The following is a 16845-nucleotide window of genomic DNA, read 5'->3' on the forward strand; positions in this document are numbered from 1 at the left end:
AATTGTCAATTTTATAATTAAAACGGTAGAAATCTAAGCCTTTTTTAGTTAATGAAATGCGTATAACCTCTTGATTTAAATAGCTTTAGTATCCCAAACAGCAACCCTTATTAATTTTGCCAACGAAAAATAACGATTTTAATGATTGCTCCTTCAAAGTTACTGAAAATGATGTCAGCTTTAATCAGGTGAGTATTAATGAGTTGAGCATAACTAAAGTTACTTTTATATATTTTTGCTTCTCCTAGTTCTGTTTCATATAAAATACTGTTACTTAAGTCCGATTCGCTGATTAATACTTGATTTAAGTTCGCTTCGCTCAAATTTCCTCGATGTAGCTTCGTTTTAATTAACATTGCTTTTCTTAAATTAGCTAATCTTAAGTTAACACCGATTAAATTAGTATTGGTTAAATCTGCATAGTTCAAGTTAGCAAATCTGAGATTACTACCTATAAAATTCACTTCAGTTAAATTACAGTTACTTAAATTTATGGCTTCTAAGTTATAATTACTGAAATTCATCCCGGAAAGATCAATTTTGACATCATGATTAAATTGTCGCCATTGATTCCATTTTTCGACATTTTGAATTAATTTTTCCCAATATGCTTGATTATTCATCTTTTTTCTTTTCCTTACTCATTTACTTCTGAAAGACTGATTCTTCCACCAATATTGGCGATCGCCTCTAAAGCCGCTTGAGCACCTGCTTTTATATCCCTTTCAGCACCACCAAGATAAACTCTACCAAAACTACCAACTGCTTGTACGGAAAGAATATTAATTAAAGCGGATTTTTCTGCTTCATTAGCCGCTAATGCTGCGTAAGCTGCTGGTTTTACTTCTAAAACATATAAGGTTTCTCCCGCTAGTAACATTTGTCCTCGCCGATTACGATTAATAATTTGTGCTTGGTAAGGATCAATATTACGGATAATTTGACTAGAAACGACTTCCGGTTTAATGCAATCTTGTTCACTTACTCCTAAAGCATCTAAAATGGCTCTTCCTGCAGTTTTTGTTTCTCCTTGATTACTAGAGTGAATTTCTAATAACCCATAAAGACGTTCTACAAATTGAACTCCTGGACGTACCACCGCCGATTTTAACGCTATATCAGTTATTCTATTAATTTCAATACCGGGAGAAATCTCAATCCAGAGAGAAGCATCCCCGGGTAACGGTAAAAAACCTAATGCTACTGTACCAATATAGGAAGCGTGTTGAGGTTGTAATCGATCTAAGTAAACGTAGCTTCGGAGTTCAACACCCATGTTTTAAATTATTTAACTATTTGGTCAACAGTAATTAATTATCAATCATTAACCATCAATAGGCAATAGGCACTCTTGTAAGAGTTTTTAAAATTTTTTACTAATTTTAAGTGCAATAAATGGGTTTTAGCTTATATAGCAATCCTAAATGATTCGTGGCAAAATAAGGACTACAAATTTAAAGGCAAGGGGTTTAAACCCCTTGTTAAATAATAGGTAAAACATTATTTCCTATCTTTACATATTTCACAACTGATTTAGTATTGCTATAGCGCTTTTCAAATGAATAAACCACATTTTTGATTCCGCTTTTATCCCTAGGGCGTTTTCATTCTCCCATAAAAATTCTTTCATGTTGAGGTGTTAGGGTGTTGGAATGTTGGGGAATAATTTATAGTTCATACCCCAAATCACCAGTGCCAAAATAAATTATATATAAGGAATAAATTTAAACTATTGTGGTGCTAATTTTTAATGAATATAATTGAATAATCAATTTTGCTTATCGACTTAATACCTTTTGATGAAAACGAAATAATGTAGGGGTATTGGTATTAACGGGGGTAAGATTTTGATTTAAAGAAAATTGACGAAAATTGTTACCAAAACTATCTACCTGATACACCATAGACTCATTTAATTCTAACGCCGTTAACCATCCTTGTTCATGATGATAAACTCCCGTATCAATACCAATCCAACCTTCTCCTTTAGCTAATTGTCCGGGCTTAATTCCCTTAAAGGTAAAAGTAATAGTATGACCAATAATAATAATTTTATCCTGAAAATAAGGTTGATTACTTTGATGAAATTCCGTTCGAATCCAACAAAATTGATCTGAACATTGTTGCTCAATTGTAAGTTGTGGATCTACTCCAGCATGAACTAACCAATAATCTCCTAAATCATAGTATAGAGGTAGATTTTTCATCCATTCAATATGCTCAATATATGGCATTTTTTGCCCATAACTCATTACTGTGGCACTACCACCATTTTGTAACCATCCTTGTAACTTTTTGTGGTTTATTCTTTCTTCCCCTAAAGCATCGATTAACATAATTTCATGATTGCCCTGAATACAGTTATAGTTATTATTCTTAACAAATTCTACTACTTGAGCACTTTGAGGACCACGATCTATTAAATCTCCAAGAAAATATATGTCATCATCTTTATCTGGGGCAATTTTTTCAAATAATGCAGATAAAGCATCATAATGACCGTGAACATCTCCAATAACCAATCTTTTATTATTCATTCTTATATTATGCTGATTTCAGGTATAAATTAACAAATTTTATAAATTTTACAATAAGTGTAGCTTAAATTATTTTTTTTATGTCTAAGCTACATATAGCAATCCTAACTAAAAAATTAGTTTACATACTCAAATTTCAACAAGGGGCTCCCATCCCCTGCCAAACCATTAAAACTTTTGCCAAATCCGCTCTTCTCTCTTTTCTCTCTTCACTTATAATTTTATGTCGAACTGAGGTAATGTTAATTTTTGATAACAATTCTTAGAAAATAATTGAACATTTAGTATCATTATATACAGAAATCTTTTATCTTTGAGCAATTAGAGATGATCGTTTTTCGATATTTATTATATATATGTGAGATAAAGCTATGGTAACTCAATTAGCCTCAATGCCCTCTAACCTAGAATCAAAAGTACAAGACTCCATCTCTACTAACTGGAATCCTGTTTGTCATATTACCTATAATCGTGATTCTTGGGTGAAATTGTTTCAATCTCCTAGTGCCTATAGTGAAAAAGAAGCTTTATTATTGTGTGAAAAATCTGCTGGTATTTGGGTTAGTTGGGTTTCAGGTTATGGCGAAATTATTTTAGATAAAAGTGAATTTTACTGTTAAAAAGTTTTCTGATCAGTTTTATTTCTACAATTAGTTATTTGATAGAGTTCTGAGTATAATGGGAATTTGTGACTAAATATTGAAAATTAACCCCTATTTATGACAAGTATCTATACAGTAGAAATTATTAACGAAAATCAAACTTATACCATCAAAGTACCTGAAGATCAAAAAATCTTAGACGTAGCAGAAAAAGAAAATCTCAATTTACCTAATTCTTGTAATGCAGGAGTTTGTACAACTTGTGCTGCAAAAATTATTAGCGGTAAAGTCGAACAAAGTGAAGGCATGGGTTTATCTCCTGAGTTACAAGGTGAGGGTTATGCTTTGTTATGTGTTTCTTATCCTCGTTCTGATTTAAAATTAGAAACAGGAAAAGAAGATGAAGTTTACGATCGCCAATTTGGCAAAGCAAGTTAAAATTAAAGTCTGAAGTAATAAGTAATAAGTATTTTTGATTAAACTCAAGATTTATAGCTGTTTGATTCTTCTTGATTAATAATTCATGGCGATAAAACCAAGTATTCCTCCCCCTAAAACTAACCAAGCGGAATTGACTTGATAACGAAAAATTATTATTGTAGTTGCGATCGCCAAAATAAAAGTAAAAAGATCTATAAGGGATGTGCCAATTAACAGAAAAGTAACCCCTGCCATTAAGCCTAAAGAAGCGACATTAACTCCGTCTAAAAAACTACTAGCAAACTGAGAATTACGAATTTTATCTACCCAAGGATTAACCAATAACACAAAAACAAAAGAGGGCAAAAATATGCCAACAGTGGCACTAATCGCTCCTAAATTACCAGAAACAAGATAACCGACAAAAGTAGCTGTAGTAAAAATCGGTCCAGGAGTTAACTGCCCAATAGCGATGGCATCTAGCAGTTGTTGAGAAGTCAACCATTGATAATTTTCTACTAAATCCCGTTGTAAAAAAGCTAATAATACATAACCTCCACCATAAAGAACACTGCCAATTTTCAGGAAGGCAAAAAACACATTGACAGAAGAAGGGCTAAAAGTTGAAGTGATAGGCATTTGGGCAAATAATCCTGCAAAAGGCAATAATAAAGAACTTTGTATCTTATTTTTGGAAAAAGTTTTATAGATCATTACTCCTAATCCTATGATTAATAAAATAATTACCTCATCAACTCCAAAAAAGAAACCTAGGGTAGCTAAAATGCCTCCGATGATGGTGGGAGTATCTTTTATCGCTTTTTTGCCCAATTTCCACAAAGCCTGAATAATAATTGCTATAACTACGGGTTTGATGCCATATAATAACCATTCCGCCGAAGGGACATTTTGATAACGAACATATATAATCGCTAAAATCCAAACGATGGCCATAGCTGGAAAAATGAAGCAACTACCTGCTACAATTAAACCCTTCCAACCTGCCTTCTCATAACCGATATGTATAGCCAATTCCGTAGAATTAGGTCCAGGTATTAAATTTGTAACCCCTAGCAAACCTAAGAGTTTTTCACGACTAATCAACTTCCTTTTATTGACGATTTCTTCATCCATCATCGCAACATGGGCCGCAGGGCCACCAAAGGCGATCGCACCTAACTTCAAAAAGACTTTAGCAATTTCTGTTAATGATGGTTGTTGCTCATTATTCAACATATTTTTATAATTTGGTCAAGAAATATTATTTTCATAGTTTATTTTAATAAACGTTTTTTGTTAGCTTGGAAATAAATTTCCAAAAGAGATAATTACTTAAAATCCTTTAGACCAAATTGAGATCATAAATTGATCCAGTCCATGATAATGTTGAAAGTGGCAAATTTTATTATAAATTCACATTTACGAAAGTAAATTAACGATAAATCAGCATGGTTGCAGTACAAGAAAAAACAAACGTCGGTAAAATCATTCAAGTAATTGGGCCGGTGGTTGATGCTGAATTTCCTAGCGGCAGTCTTCCCCGTATTTATAACGCTATTCGTGTCGAAGGTATTAACGAAGCAGGACAAGAAGTTTCTGTTACCTGTGAAGTACAACAACTTTTAGGTGATAATCAAGTTCGTGCAGTATCCATGACTACTACTGATGGTTTAGTCAGAGGTATGGATATTGTTGATTTAGGTGTGCCTATTAGTGTACCTGTAGGCAAAGCAACTTTAGGACGTATTTTTAACGTTTTAGGTGAACCTGTTGATAATAAAGGGCCTGTCAATACAACTGAAACTTCTCCTATTCACCGTAAAGCTCCTGCTTTTACCGATTTAGATACCAAGCCTACCGTATTTGAAACCGGCATTAAAGTTGTTGACTTATTAACTCCTTATCGTCAAGGAGGTAAAATTGGTTTATTTGGTGGTGCTGGGGTTGGTAAAACCGTTATTATGATGGAATTGATCAACAACATCGCTATTCAACACGGTGGAGTATCTGTATTTGGTGGTGTAGGTGAGCGTACCCGTGAAGGTAATGACCTCTACAATGAAATGATTGAGTCGAAAGTAATCGATTCTGAAAACCCTGAAAACTCTAAAATTGCTCTTGTTTACGGGCAAATGAACGAGCCCCCCGGAGCGAGAATGCGTGTAGGTTTATCTGCATTAACGATGGCAGAATACTTCCGTGACGTAAATAAACAAGACGTATTGCTCTTTATTGACAACATTTTCCGTTTCGTTCAAGCGGGTTCTGAAGTATCTGCACTACTCGGTAGAATGCCCTCGGCGGTAGGTTATCAGCCCACCCTCGGTACTGATGTTGGAGACTTACAGGAACGTATTACCTCCACTAAAGACGGTTCTATCACCTCTATTCAAGCTGTATATGTACCTGCTGATGACTTAACCGATCCGGCTCCTGCTACTACCTTTGCTCACTTAGATGGTACTACAGTTTTATCTCGTGGTTTAGCTTCGAAAGGTATTTATCCTGCGGTTGATCCTCTTGATTCCACTAGCACTATGTTACAAGCTAACATTGTTGGTGCTGAACACTATAACACCGCTCGTGCTGTACAATCGACTTTACAACGCTATAAAGAATTACAAGATATTATTGCGATTCTTGGTTTAGATGAATTATCGGAAGAAGATCGTTTAGTAGTCGATCGCGCACGAAAAATTGAGCGTTTCTTATCTCAACCTTTCTTCGTAGCTGAAGTATTTACTGGTAGCCCGGGTAAATATGTAACTTTAGAAGACACCATTAAGGGATTCAAAAAAATTCTTTCTGGAGAATTAGACAGTTACCCAGAACAGGCTTTCTACATGGTTGGTAACATTGATGAAGCGATCGCTAAAGGCGAAAAACTTAAAGGTTAATCATTAATCAAGAATAGTTTGTAGTGAGAACTTTAGTTCTTTAATCCTATAGGGAAAACAACCCTAAAGGGTTTACTACGAACTTTTTTGAGACGAATAAAATTTTAATTATTAAACTTATACTTGAATTATGACTTTAACAGTAAGAATAATTACTCCTGATAAAACTGTGTGGGATCAAACTGCACAAGAGGTAATTTTACCTAGTGGTAGTGGACAATTGGGTATTTTAACAGATCATGCTCCTTTATTAACTAATCTTGAAATTGGTGTAGTTCGTGTACGTTCTGATAAAGAATGGAAATCTATCGCCGTTATGGGGGGTTTTGCGGAAGTAGAACAAAATGAGGTTAAAATTTTAGTTAATGGGGCACAATTAGGAGACTCCATTAATAAAGAATCCGCTCAAACTGATTTAGATGAAGCCGAAAAATCCCTCGCACAAGCAACTTTATCCGGCGATCGCCGTTTACAAATAAAAGCTACTCAAAGTGTCAAAAAAGCGAAAGCTAGATTACAAGCAGCAAGTTAGGAATGAGGAATGAGGAATGAGGAATGAGGAATTTAGCCATTGCCTATCGCCTATTGCCCAGTGCATCGTTGCCCATTCCCTGAAAAATTTAGAATTTAGAAATCAGGAATTAAAAATGAAAGGGAATAACAGCCAAAAGCGATTAAATACTTAATAAACCAGAAGGATTAACCGAAAGTAAATCACGCCTTTGTAAACCTTCTTGATGAAGAATAGCATTTGCACAGAGTAAACCACTACTAACTGCTCTTTCCATTAAACCACAAGGAAAAGGCATTTTTACCCAATCCCCAGCAAACATCAGGTTTTTAATGTCAGTTTCCGTTTCAGGGCGCATTTTAAAACTATTTGGTGGATAACCAGAAAAATTCTTCTGATTAACTAATTGTTGATGTAAAATGTTGGCATCAGCTAACTCTGGCACAATTTCGTATAATTCCTGCACAAAAGTAGCTAAAATTGCTTCTTGGGTGGGAAATTCCTTTTCTTTATAACAATAAGCGTGTAATTCGACAACGCTTCCTCCTGTTTTTTGTGCCCATGCCTTATATTCTCTTTGGATGCGATGATAAAGGGTGATACTATCGGTTAATTTATAGCCTGAAAGAGAAGCAAAATTACTATGTTGCCAATCAAAATCTTTGTCTAACCAAAAACGCCCGACGGCAAAAGGATCTGCTAATGCTAAACTGGCTACCTGAGTCTTAGTGTGAGCAAAATTTTCTCCTTCACCTTCCATCAAATTAAATAAATGTTTTAAGCCATTAACATCCGTTGCCACCACAAAGTAATCGCCTTCAATTTTCTTCGGTTTACTAACTATGTTGGTATTATCCGCCACTAATTTCACCCTATTGTCTTCAACGGCGATAACTTTGTAAGTATTAAGGTTTCTTTTTGCAGGAGGGTTGACAATTTTACCATCTTGATCATACATTGCTCCATGACAAGGACATAAAAATTTACCGTCTTCTTGCTTATTTACGATACATCCTTGATGGGTGCAACTCAAAGAAAAGGCTTTATCAGTATTTTTCACTACTGCAAATAATTCATCTCCTGCCCCATAATAGTCATAATGGTTATCTTTTAATAAAGGATTAACGTCAACCCAAAAAGGCACATTACTAATATTTTCACCTTCATAGTATTCTATTGAATTTATTTTATTACCGTCATAATGAATTTTACTAATATTAGCTTCCGTGATGACTTTTCCGCCATTATTTTTGATATTTTCAGCGATGGGATTAACTAAACTTGTACCCATATCATCTACCGTACCATTAAAAGCCAACCCTTCAGGATTACCGAAAAAATAGAAATGAAAAAACTGCATTAGTTCACCAGTACTTAATACATCAGGAGCGTTAAGAGAAGACTTAGCGAAGGGAAGAAAATATAAGTCAAATAAGCCTTGAGGAATACCTTTTTTTGCCCAATCAGAGACAGAAATTGCATCTAAATCATCATAACTATTGGGAATTTTAAAGCTAGTAATAGCATGAAAAACTCGCCAATGGGCAGGATTAGCTAGATTTATACCCCAATGAAGAGAATTTCGGGAGGATATAGCTAAATCGACTATATTCCAAGGAAAAGAAGAATGACTAGGGCGAAAATTTTCAGGTGCATATTTATCATCTTTAAACACCACCGAATAATAATCTAAAGATTGAAAATTATCCTTAATCTTAATTTCGTTAACAATGCTTTTGAGGTTATAGTATTGAGGGAAAAAACCATGAAAACCATGTTCCATTTTAAAGGAATCTTCTCCTATTTCAATATCCCAACTGGCGATTTTTCCTCCTAATTGTGGTGATTTTTCTAATAACGTCACCTCAAATCCTCGATTACTTAACTCATAAGCCGAAGCTAAACCTGCCAATCCTCCACCAATAACAACGACTTTTTTAGGTTTATTTAGTTTTCGAGGTAGGGTTAAAGTATCCCATTGATGAATTGTTGGTTGAGGTTTAACCACTCTTGAATAAACGAGAATACCGAGAATACCAGTAACGGTAAATAGTTTAAGAAGAGTGCGACGGGAGAGAAAACTATTCATGTATTGCTATTTTGGAATATATCTTGATAAATTAACATTTCTTAACTTAAATTATCATTAATTTCTCTCTTAGGATCAAGTTTATCAGGAATTAGGAATTAAGTAATAGGTAATAGGTAATAGGGAATGGGGAATAGGGAATGGGGAATAGGTAATAGGTAATAGGGAATGGGGAATGGGTAATAGGGTGATGGTGTTAAAGAAAGAAAAGTTTTATCAGCAATTATCCCACGAGAAAATAAATTTCAAAGTAATAGCTAACGTTATCTAAAGATAACTTAATTTCTGATTCCTCATTTCCTCATCTCCTCATCTTCTTCCTCCCTGTCTTGAATTAGTTTTCTTGGCATAAGATTAGATTTAAAATATTCAAGTTACAAGAAGAAAAAATTTGTTTATCCGTAAATAGTTTATGTCTCAATAAGTTGAAGCTGAAGCTATTAAATAATAAAAAAGGAAACTCATGATAATATGAGCCAATGGGTAAAACATTTTGTAAAGGAAATATGTATCTTAAATAAGATTGTAAAATTGTCCGAAAACTGTTTTCTTCTCCTAATTTTTCTTCAACTTCTGTCGCTAAATATTCTTTGATAATTTGCGGATTAATTAATAGTAGAAAAGGAAAGGCATAATATTGATCAAATTGTTGGCTATTTTGTTGAAACCATTTAGTCATTGTATCATTTTTCTTCATCTTTTCTAACAATTCGATCGCATGATAACAAGCCATAGTTAAATGATGATTATAACTATCACTTTGACTAATATATCTTAATTTTGAGAGTAAATATTGATTGATTTCTTGTTGTAAATTTAACTCATAAGTTTCTTTTAATTGACGATTTACTAAAGGAATAATTAACATATTTCCACTAATAAAACTAGGCTCAATCATGCCTATATTTAACAATTCTGCTACATTGTTATTGACAGATTTAATAAATTTATCGCTAAAAGATTCTCGAATATTAAGATAAGAAACAGGGTTATTTTGAGGATTTTTGTCTATCCACTTTAATAAAAAGTCTGTCTTACCTAAAAAAGATTTTAACTTGTCAGAAACCTCTCTTAAAACCTTCGATTTATAGTTAATTTTATACTCCTTATCTAACAGAGTAATTAAATTTTTCATTTTACCGCTAAAGGTTTCACCCACAGAAGATACTGATTTACCGCCGATAGGGATAATTAGATAACGATGATTGCCAATGTTACCGTAACCTTTAATTCTAGTCATGATAGCGGCTTTCAGCAGGAGGAGAAGATTGACTACATTTAAAATTTTTTCTTGTAGGGATAATTCGGCTTCTTTCTCATCATCAAAAATTACTTCTTCCCAAAGATAAAAAGTTAAGAATTTATCTTTATCATCATTAGTTATTTTTTCACCATTTTCAAAAAATTCACCTCTGCCACGATAAATAACTTGGATAATTTCCATCAAGTTTGCTTCAATATTAAAACGAGGTATATCTACTAAAATATGCCTAGCTTTTGGAAAAGATAAACCTCGACTTCCCGAAGCAGTCATAAAGATAATTTTGACATGATTTTGATATTCTTTAATTTTCTGTTTATCAGCTTCAGAATTGTTACTATGAATTTGTAAATAGTCTTTATTTTCAGTAAATTCTGTGTTAGTTTCTTCTAGTTGAGTGATTAAATCTTGAAGACGACTTTTATCTTGGATATAAACGATAACTTGTTGATTTTCAGGATAAGCAAAAATTCTATTTATATCACTGATAATGGCTTGTTGTAAACGGGAAGTTAGATTATTCGTTTTTTCCTTGTAAAGAGATTCCGTAAATTTTTTAGTTTCGAGAAAAATTTGGTAGTTAATGGTTAAATTTTTGGAGGGATAGGAGTTAGTGTTAATAATTTTAGCTGGTTTTTGATTAAATTCAAAATTAGTAGCGGATAGAGGTAAAATTTCTGAGTTAACTCCACGATAGTATATTTTATCAGGCTCAATCGAACTTTTTTCCAAATGTTGATTAATAACTTTTTTATCGACAATGGAAGCATCAGCAATGATAATTTTAGCATTGAAGCCATAGGGATTATGAAAAAGATTATATTGACGAAAAAAGTTAGTGACACCAGATAAAAATTCGACACCACTACTATCTCCCGTTATTTCATCAATCATGATAAAAAAGTGTTTAAAGCGACTAGCAATTGCTGACATTTTGGAAGGGATAACTTGATTTTCTCTTTGGTTGTAGGCAGAATCAAAAATTTTCTCAAGATGTTTAAGAGTATCATCTTTTTCATTTAACTTTTTCAAGGATTGAATAGAAATAGTGGCGACAAGATTCCTTGTTTTTTCTTCTTGGATAATAGCACAGATACCTTGACAAAGACTATTTAAAACTCCTACTGTTTTTTTCCCAGCATTTTCCCAAGTATCTTGATTTTTTTGTCTGATTTGTTGATTAACTTTAGCTTGACGAGGAGTCTTATTTTTCCCATCGATAAACTCAACATTTTTGAGACGGAAATCCCCTTGAAGAGAAGAAGAATCAGAAAAATATTGAATAGTTGGTTTCCCTTGGTTACTAGTTATCAAGTTGGCATTACTATTAATTGCTATTAATTCTTTTTGTTGAATGTCACTAAATTTATGAATAATATCCAGATTAACTTGAGTGCGTGGACTAATATATAAGAATAAGAAACCATCCTCAAAATATTCTTGTAAAAATTTAACAATGGCGGTAGTTTTACCGATACCAGGATTACCAGTCAGGAATAAGTAAGTTAAGTTATCTTCATTCAAGGCTTGACAAATAAGATAAGCATGGGCATCTCTTAAAGTAAGATTTGGAGGAAGATGAAGACTTGTTTGTAAATCAGGAGAAATTTCGTCAATGGAGTTAACAAAATTTGTTATTTTTTCCTCGTGAGAGATTGTTGTTAGTTGCGGTTTTTCCGAAGGAGTTATTTCAAGAAGGGAGTTAATAAATTTTCTGCCATTGGTAAAACTTTTAGCGGCATTATATTTAATCGTTTTAACAACTTTTCTCTTCGCCGAAAATATGTCTTGTTTTTCTTCCCGTTGATAAATATATTGACAAGTTTTCAGTAAATTAAGATTTTCAGCAGTAACAGCAATGGAGTTAACACTTCTATCGCTATAACCCATGACATTAATTTTTATCTCATCTTCGGTGGTAAGAATTTTGTGGTTTAATAAAAATTGATAAAAACTATAACCATAACTACCAGCTTGAATTAATTTAACTGTTTCTTTATCTTGACGTTTAAAAGCTTGGTAATAGTTAGTTAAATCTTTATCAAAATTCACTCCCAAAGAATTATCTTTTTCTCCCGTATCTATATTTAAACTTGAAAAGACACTTTTCGATCGCAAATAACTAATTTCGGTAAGAAGAATTTGTTTCCAATTTTCGACATTATCTAAATCTTTGACATCCTTAAGAGACTTAACAGAAAAAACCGATAAGTCAACCACCAAAAGATGAAACTTTCTTTTATCATGATGACGAATCAAGATTAAAGTATCAGCGCGTAAAAACTCTCCTTTTTGACTATATCTATCAATATTAACCTCAAATTCTCCTAACTGAGACAAAATTACGGGAAAATTTTCCTTCTCACTTTTATTACTAATAATACTAAAGCTACTTTCCTCAATAAAATTGCATTGACAGTAAACAATTTCTAGTCTTTCATATTTTTGACGAGTAACTATGGAGTCGAGATACTCCCGAAAAAGATTAAAGCCAGAAAGAAAACCCTTTTCCAAAAAAAACAAAATCCATTTCTCCAAAATCTTCTCGTCTTGAGGATTAATCAAAGAAGAATCCTTGACAATTTTTTTCTTGATTTGACTTAACTTGATTTTGCCTAAGTCTTCCTCATAGACATTAGAAAATTTATGTTTTAGTTTTTGTTGTTGAATAAAAGAAAGAATACCAACATTAAAACCAATTTCAAAAAGTCTGCCGAAATTTGCCGCTGTTTTATCTTTCATCTTTTTTATTTTTTACTGGTGTCTCATAAATTTTAGAGAGTTTTTCTCGCAAAGGCGCAAAGACGCTAAGAAGAAAATTGATTTTTAAATAAGTTAATCAAGGAAGAAGAGAAGAAGCAATCATCGGCTGAAAAGGAAGACAGGAATACAATAAGATAGGATGGCAAGGTAACTTTTTTTATTTTTTACCGCTGTCTCATAAATTTCAGGGGGTTTTTCTCGCTAAGGCGCTAAGGCGCTAAGAAGAAGAAAATTGATTTTTAACTAAGTTAATCAAGAAACTAAGGAAGAGGAGAAGGAATCATAGTTCGACAAGGTGACAGGTTGACTTTTTGCTTTCTCATTCTTAATTCTTAATTCTCAATTCTCAATTCACCATCGCCTCATTCCTCATTATTAATTAACACGCTTCTAACTTCCGTAAGAAAAGCTAGAGAATTAAAGTCAACTTTTTTATTGGCAAAGGAAAAAAGACAGTGTTTTCCTACAGAAGAATCATCGATGATATTTTCATAAGGATTCAGTTTTATATTAATGACATTTTTGTTGGCTTCAAAACGAGAAAAGTGAAAGAAAGTTAAGTATTGCAGAATATCATCTTTAAGATTGTTACTTTCTTTGTCATAAATTAAGCCTTGACTAATATCTTGGTTATCTAATATTTCGTCATAGGTATTCAGTAAAGTTGAGTAAGACATCACCCCCCGATAATTTCTTTCCTCCTTTTTTCCCACATATAAACCATTAAAGAGATTGAAGAAAACTACTGATTTTTGTGAGTCATCTTCAAACAATTTCCCTAAGTATTCCGTGTCTTGGATATAAAGGGAAGTTGTAGGTTGTTTTTCTCCTCCTAGTTTTCCTTCCAATTTAACAACAAAATATTTATCAAAAAAAATCGGATAGATTCTTATATCTTGCCTATCACCTTTCAATTTTTTTAACACCGCCTTTGACATGAAAAATAAATCCTTGTCTTCTTCGGTAATGTTTAAGCTACTCGAATAGCAATATAAAGAAAATGTTTAAAGCCTTCTCTATACAATCTATCTACTTGGTTAACTAATACGGTGGGATTTTTATACATCTCCTCTTTGTTATAGTTAGCTGAAAAAGTAAAATCATTTCTTACTGTTACTTTTCCATTTTCTTTTACTATTTTCACCACTTCTCCATATAAGTTAGCTATTCTTTTCCCCCCTTTATAATTAGCATCGGCTTCTCGACTCGAAACAATAATTAAGGCTAATTTTTCTAATTGCGGTTGATAAGATGATTCGGTAACGGTAATTTTTTTTGGCAGTAACGAATATAATGAGCTTAAACTGTTTTTGATTCTGAAATTTTTCCCTGATTCTGATTCATTTTCCCCTAAATAAAATCCCTGTGCATTGGCAAGATGTTTTTCTCTCAACAAATGTGCTAAAGTTTTAGAATACGATCTCATGAAAGTTTCTTCATTATAAGCTGAGTCTTTATCCTTAATATGCAGTCGCATAATGGGAATAAAAATCTTGTGAGATACTGACTCTAAGATTATTTGTATCGCCAGATAAACTAACAACGAAAAAACGAAGCGATAAAAAAAGGCTTTCGGTGAATCTGGATATTTAAAAATAATCTCTTTATCTTGTTTTTGAGTCTCTTTTTTTCCTTTATAATTAAGTTATGTTGTTGAAATTCTTTTTGATAAAATTCATTAACTTTCTCATCACTCAAAGGCAACATCATAATGGGTAAAGCTTTAATCCCCGTCAAATCATATCCCAAGTTTAAAGTATGAGTTTCCTGTGTGGGATAATAACGAATATCGTCAATGGTTAAAGTAACTCGAAGATGGCATAAATAATCATCGTTAATTCTCGCTTCACCAATGGCAAGAAATTTTAAACTGTCTTTCGTCTTAATTGTGGATTGAAAGAAATTACCATCTTCATTAATTTTATCCGCTGAAGTTTTCAAAATATTTTTTCTTATGCCAATTTGTAAAGGATATACCTTTGGCACAATTACAGACTTTTTTAGTAAAAAACTTTTTAATACTTTCTCCAACCTCGCAACTTTCGTCTCAATTTTATATTTTTCAATTCCTTGTTTTATTCCTCGCAAAATATTTTTTTTCTTCTCATTATCACTCGATTGCAAAATTGGTAAAACTTTTTCTTCCCATGATTCTATCGGATTATATGTCAATTCTGAATTAATATCGTATCCCTCACCATCAATATCTTGTCGGGAAGCAAAAATAAAGGTAAATAATAGGGCAATTTTTAAAATTTTACGTTTACCACTTTCTCCCTTCCCTAATTCTTCTTGATGTTGCTTACTTTCAGGATTAAGTAAATTCAAATAATAATTTAAACTAGAGGAAGATTCCCTTTTTTCCCCTTGATTTTTCACTCCCCCATTTAACTTCAATTTCAACCCAAAAATAAACCCTTTTTCCCCTTTACTTTCGTTAGTTTCTTCCCCTAAATATCCCTCCACTAAGGGAATTATTGGTAACATATCGTAGGCTTCTCCTCTAGAAAATAAATCTCGATAATTAACTTCTAATCCCTCATAATTAACTATATAATCTCCTTCTCCTTTATTTTTATCATTTAAATAATTTTCTAATAACCTTAACCGCCTAATTAAGTCTTGTAAATAGATAGCATCTGAATTTTTATTCACGTCAATCTGACTCAAAATATATTCTAAATAAATAATTTTTGCTTCTTTTTTTAGTCTTCCTACTGCCTCATTTTTAACTAAGTCAACTAAATTCTCTATTTCTGATTTTTGTTTATTTTTACGATAATCACTATAATTAATAAATTCATGTAAAGTTAACTCTAAATCTTCGTATATTTCTGAGTCAACATCACTAAAATTTGTCGATAAATTCTTCCTTAAACTATCTTTCAATTCTTGCTCAAATTCTTTTATATTCTTAACTTTTATCGTTAACTTATGTAACTTTAAACTAGAATTGTTAGGAATAATTTTTTCAGGATTTGAGATAGTTAATCTTTGCTTTTTAATGCCATTTATGTCACTAAAAGCATATTCAAAACCTTTATTTTTTTGATAGTTTTTCCATTTAGTTAAATCGATTAATAATTTGTTAATACTCTTTTCTAAAGACTGATTATTAGGAGTTATTTTAACTAAGAAATCTCTTAATTTATCTCTAATATTTCTAATTTCTTGAGGAAAACTGTCTTCACTCTCATCACTAAAATTAATACTAACACAGTGATCGCTTTTATTAATACTAGCTGGTAAAGATATTTCGTCAGATAAGGCAATATTTCTCGCTATAGTATCAACATTAATCTTTAATCTTTTGTTATCAGATGAAAATTGAAAAGGATTATATTGGTCAAGTTGCCGTAAAATTAATCTTAATAAAGAAGTATAATTAACGGTTGTTAATAAATCATCTTCTTCTCTTAATTTGTTAGCCATAATATTTAGAATTTAGATATCAGGTATTAGATATTAGGTATTAGGTATTAGGTATTAGGTATTAGGTATTAGGTATCAGGTATCAGGTATCAGGTATCAGGTATCAGGGGGAGAAAAAAGAAATTTAGTTATGTTTAGATAACGTCAGATATTAGCTTTGAAATTTATTTCCTCGTGGGATAATTATTAATAAAACTTTTCTTTCTTTAACACTATAGCAATCCTAAATGATTCGTGGCAAAATAAGGACTACAAATTTAAAGGCAAGGGGTTTAAACCTCTTGTTGAATAATAGGTAAAACATTATTTCCTATCTTTAAATATTTCACAACT

General features: G+C 32.3%; 13 protein-coding genes. 4 read left to right on the top strand and 9 right to left on the bottom strand.

What is annotated here, in order from left to right; all coding sequences use genetic code 11:
- Positions 1–110: 110 nt before the first annotated feature.
- From FWJ34_RS03415 to FWJ34_RS03425, 3 genes are all read right to left on the bottom strand, one after another.
- A complete protein-coding gene (locus tag FWJ34_RS03415; protein ID WP_308253928.1) occupies positions 111–623 on the bottom strand; it encodes a pentapeptide repeat-containing protein in 513 nt (170 codons plus the stop codon).
- Positions 624–637: 14 nt separating this feature from the next.
- Entirely contained in the window at positions 638–1276 is a 639-nt protein-coding gene (locus tag FWJ34_RS03420) for a hypothetical protein (protein WP_308253929.1), read from the bottom strand.
- A gap of 502 nt (positions 1277–1778) precedes the next feature.
- On the bottom strand, positions 1779–2537 hold the full coding sequence (locus tag FWJ34_RS03425) for a metallophosphoesterase family protein (RefSeq protein WP_308253930.1): 759 nt from the start codon (positions 2535–2537) through the stop codon (positions 1779–1781).
- A gap of 371 nt (positions 2538–2908) precedes the next feature.
- On the opposite strand from FWJ34_RS03425, the gene FWJ34_RS03430 reads away from it, so the two are divergent.
- Positions 2909–3157: a hypothetical protein gene (locus tag FWJ34_RS03430; RefSeq protein WP_308253931.1), complete on the top strand. Its 249-nt coding sequence runs from the start codon at positions 2909–2911 to the stop codon at positions 3155–3157.
- A gap of 99 nt (positions 3158–3256) precedes the next feature.
- Positions 3257–3577 (top strand): 2Fe-2S iron-sulfur cluster-binding protein, encoded by a 321-nt coding sequence (locus FWJ34_RS03435; RefSeq protein ID WP_308253932.1) that lies wholly within the window; start codon positions 3257–3259, stop codon positions 3575–3577.
- A 75-nt stretch (positions 3578–3652) separates the two neighbouring features.
- On the opposite strand, the gene FWJ34_RS03440 is transcribed toward FWJ34_RS03435, so the two are convergent.
- A complete protein-coding gene (locus FWJ34_RS03440; RefSeq protein WP_308253933.1) occupies positions 3653–4795 on the bottom strand; it encodes a chromate transporter in 1143 nt (380 codons plus the stop codon).
- Between the two features lie 212 nt (positions 4796–5007).
- Between FWJ34_RS03440 and atpD the strand changes: the two genes are divergently transcribed.
- Both atpD and atpC read left to right on the top strand, forming a co-directional pair.
- Positions 5008–6456 carry a F0F1 ATP synthase subunit beta gene (gene atpD / locus FWJ34_RS03445; RefSeq protein ID WP_308253934.1) on the top strand — a complete coding sequence of 483 codons (1449 nt, stop codon included), beginning with the start codon at positions 5008–5010 and terminating at the stop codon, positions 6454–6456.
- Between the two features lie 130 nt (positions 6457–6586).
- The gene (gene atpC / locus FWJ34_RS03450) at positions 6587–6988 is read left to right on the top strand and encodes an ATP synthase F1 subunit epsilon (RefSeq protein ID WP_308253935.1); all 402 of its coding nucleotides are present in this window, start codon (positions 6587–6589) and stop codon (positions 6986–6988) included.
- 142 nt (positions 6989–7130) lie between these two features.
- Here atpC and FWJ34_RS03455 read toward each other — a convergent pair whose 3' ends face one another.
- The 5 genes from FWJ34_RS03455 to FWJ34_RS03475 all read right to left on the bottom strand — a co-directional run bounded on the left by FWJ34_RS03455 (position 7131) and on the right by FWJ34_RS03475 (position 16512).
- Positions 7131–9056 carry an FAD-dependent oxidoreductase gene (locus FWJ34_RS03455; protein ID WP_308253936.1) on the bottom strand — a complete coding sequence of 642 codons (1926 nt, stop codon included), beginning with the start codon at positions 9054–9056 and terminating at the stop codon, positions 7131–7133.
- Between the two features lie 334 nt (positions 9057–9390).
- Complete coding sequence (locus FWJ34_RS03460; RefSeq protein ID WP_308253937.1) at positions 9391–13059, bottom strand: helicase-related protein; 3669 nt, start codon at positions 13057–13059, stop codon at positions 9391–9393.
- Positions 13060–13442: 383 nt separating this feature from the next.
- Positions 13443–14018, bottom strand: coding sequence for a hypothetical protein (locus FWJ34_RS03465; protein WP_308253938.1), 576 nt, complete (start codon positions 14016–14018; stop codon positions 13443–13445).
- A 32-nt stretch (positions 14019–14050) separates the two neighbouring features.
- Entirely contained in the window at positions 14051–14557 is a 507-nt protein-coding gene (locus FWJ34_RS03470) for a hypothetical protein (protein ID WP_308253939.1), read from the bottom strand.
- A 59-nt stretch (positions 14558–14616) separates the two neighbouring features.
- Positions 14617–16512: a hypothetical protein gene (locus FWJ34_RS03475; protein ID WP_308253940.1), complete on the bottom strand. Its 1896-nt coding sequence runs from the start codon at positions 16510–16512 to the stop codon at positions 14617–14619.
- Between the last annotated feature and the right edge of the window lie 333 nt (positions 16513–16845).

The organism is Geminocystis sp. GBBB08, from assembly GCF_016743215.1.
Taxonomy (GTDB): domain Bacteria; phylum Cyanobacteriota; class Cyanobacteriia; order Cyanobacteriales; family Cyanobacteriaceae; genus Geminocystis.

What these genes read in the sequence shown, in the direction of transcription:
- FWJ34_RS03415 (WP_308253928.1), bottom strand. Translation starts at nt 623, where the DNA reads ATGAATAATCAAGCATATTGGGAAAAATTAATTCAAAATGTCGAAAAA.
- FWJ34_RS03420 (WP_308253929.1), bottom strand. Translation starts at nt 1,276, where the DNA reads ATGGGTGTTGAACTCCGAAGCTACGTTTACTTAGATCGATTACAACCT.
- FWJ34_RS03425 (WP_308253930.1), bottom strand. Translation starts at nt 2,537, where the DNA reads ATGAATAATAAAAGATTGGTTATTGGAGATGTTCACGGTCATTATGAT.
- FWJ34_RS03430 (WP_308253931.1), top strand. Translation starts at nt 2,909, where the DNA reads ATGGTAACTCAATTAGCCTCAATGCCCTCTAACCTAGAATCAAAAGTA.
- FWJ34_RS03435 (WP_308253932.1), top strand. Translation starts at nt 3,257, where the DNA reads ATGACAAGTATCTATACAGTAGAAATTATTAACGAAAATCAAACTTAT.
- FWJ34_RS03440 (WP_308253933.1), bottom strand. Translation starts at nt 4,795, where the DNA reads ATGTTGAATAATGAGCAACAACCATCATTAACAGAAATTGCTAAAGTC.
- atpD (WP_308253934.1), top strand. Translation starts at nt 5,008, where the DNA reads ATGGTTGCAGTACAAGAAAAAACAAACGTCGGTAAAATCATTCAAGTA.
- atpC (WP_308253935.1), top strand. Translation starts at nt 6,587, where the DNA reads ATGACTTTAACAGTAAGAATAATTACTCCTGATAAAACTGTGTGGGAT.
- FWJ34_RS03455 (WP_308253936.1), bottom strand. Translation starts at nt 9,056, where the DNA reads ATGAATAGTTTTCTCTCCCGTCGCACTCTTCTTAAACTATTTACCGTT.
- FWJ34_RS03460 (WP_308253937.1), bottom strand. Translation starts at nt 13,059, where the DNA reads ATGAAAGATAAAACAGCGGCAAATTTCGGCAGACTTTTTGAAATTGGT.
- FWJ34_RS03465 (WP_308253938.1), bottom strand. Translation starts at nt 14,018, where the DNA reads ATGTCAAAGGCGGTGTTAAAAAAATTGAAAGGTGATAGGCAAGATATA.
- FWJ34_RS03470 (WP_308253939.1), bottom strand. Translation starts at nt 14,557, where the DNA reads ATGCGACTGCATATTAAGGATAAAGACTCAGCTTATAATGAAGAAACT.
- FWJ34_RS03475 (WP_308253940.1), bottom strand. Translation starts at nt 16,512, where the DNA reads ATGGCTAACAAATTAAGAGAAGAAGATGATTTATTAACAACCGTTAAT.